The following is a 1087-nucleotide window of genomic DNA, read 5'->3' as shown; positions in this document are numbered from 1 at the left end:
TCCTCCGCCGGGGTAAGGCGACTGAGCTCCCGATCCCGGGTCATCCAAAGCCAACCCCACAAGGCCGCCGCCGTGATCGTCTCCATGACGAGCTCCGCAAAGAGCATGCTCATCCAGTAGGTTGCATACTCCGGCGACGTGTAATCGAGGCCCTTCGTTAAGGCGTAGAGCCTCTCGTACACATTGATCAACACGTCAAAGACGATCAGCGCTCCGATCGCAATCCCCGCGCTTTTCCAGGAAAAGGCGGTGAGCGGCGGCCGCGCTACAGCCGTTGTCGTTGTTTGTGTTTGTGCCATATCTTCTTCTTTCTCCATTTCTTCCACTGCGCCCCGGGTGCACTCTCCCCGAGACGCGGCCGTCATCCTCCCGGGATGTCGGCAGGGTATCCCGTTGGTACTTCGCCAATCGGTCCACCCAAAGCAACCGTAACGCATGGCACCGCGATGGCAAGGAAATTTCCGCTCCTTTTTTTCGCTTTTCCCCTATCCCATTGATCTTCTTTCCGAACCGTTGCTTTCCCCTTTCTCCCCTTCTTGTAGCGCAGCCACTCCTCCTTCGGTTCGAAGCCGATTTTTTGCGTCTTCCCGATGGCTTCTCGGAACCGATCAGCCGTCAATCCGCGGGGTTCCCATATAGTTCTTTCCCCGATCCGCTTCCAGCACACCCGCCCGAGTCTCACCTGCAGGGTTCCCCTGGCGCCTTTCTCGGAAGATCTCGTGCCTTCTGCCCGGGGGCTCCTCTTGCTCGGCAGTGGCCGAGATCTCCCTCAGCGATCCCGACTTCCGAGAAATTGGCCCAGCCGTGGCGGATGGGCCTCCGAAAATTCTGGACACGGCTTTCCGTCGAGGTTGCAATTCCTCAGGATGAACGAGATTCCTTCCTCGGAACGCTACTTTGAAGAGGTAGCACCGCAATGGGACACGCTCCGAAAGGGTTATTTTCGAGACGAGGTGCGGGAAAAAGCGCTCGATCTTGCAGGTGTGCAGGCAGGAGAGCGGGCTGCGGACATCGGTGCGGGCACAGGCTTCCTTACCGAAGCGCTCCTGAGGCGCGGACTGCAGGTGGTCGCCGTCGACCGCTCGCC

Annotated in this window: 2 protein-coding genes; one reads left to right on the top strand and one right to left on the bottom strand. The window is 59.2% G+C overall.

All coding sequences use genetic code 11. The annotated features are described in order from the left end of the window. The coding region (locus FN369_RS09535; protein ID WP_218580036.1) for a methane monooxygenase/ammonia monooxygenase subunit C at positions 1-299 on the bottom strand (299 nt) is incomplete at its 3' end. 567 nt (positions 300-866) lie between these two features. On the opposite strand from FN369_RS09535, the gene FN369_RS09530 reads away from it, so the two are divergent. Further along, positions 867-1087, top strand: a 221-nt coding sequence (locus FN369_RS09530; RefSeq protein ID WP_374728772.1) for a class I SAM-dependent methyltransferase, incomplete at its 3' end; no start/stop codon positions are given.

Origin of the sequence: Methylacidimicrobium cyclopophantes, from assembly GCF_902143385.2 — a bacterium.
Classification (GTDB): domain Bacteria; phylum Verrucomicrobiota; class Verrucomicrobiia; order Methylacidiphilales; family Methylacidiphilaceae; genus Methylacidimicrobium; species Methylacidimicrobium cyclopophantes.
This window is presented reverse-complemented; position numbering and strand designations above follow the sequence as displayed.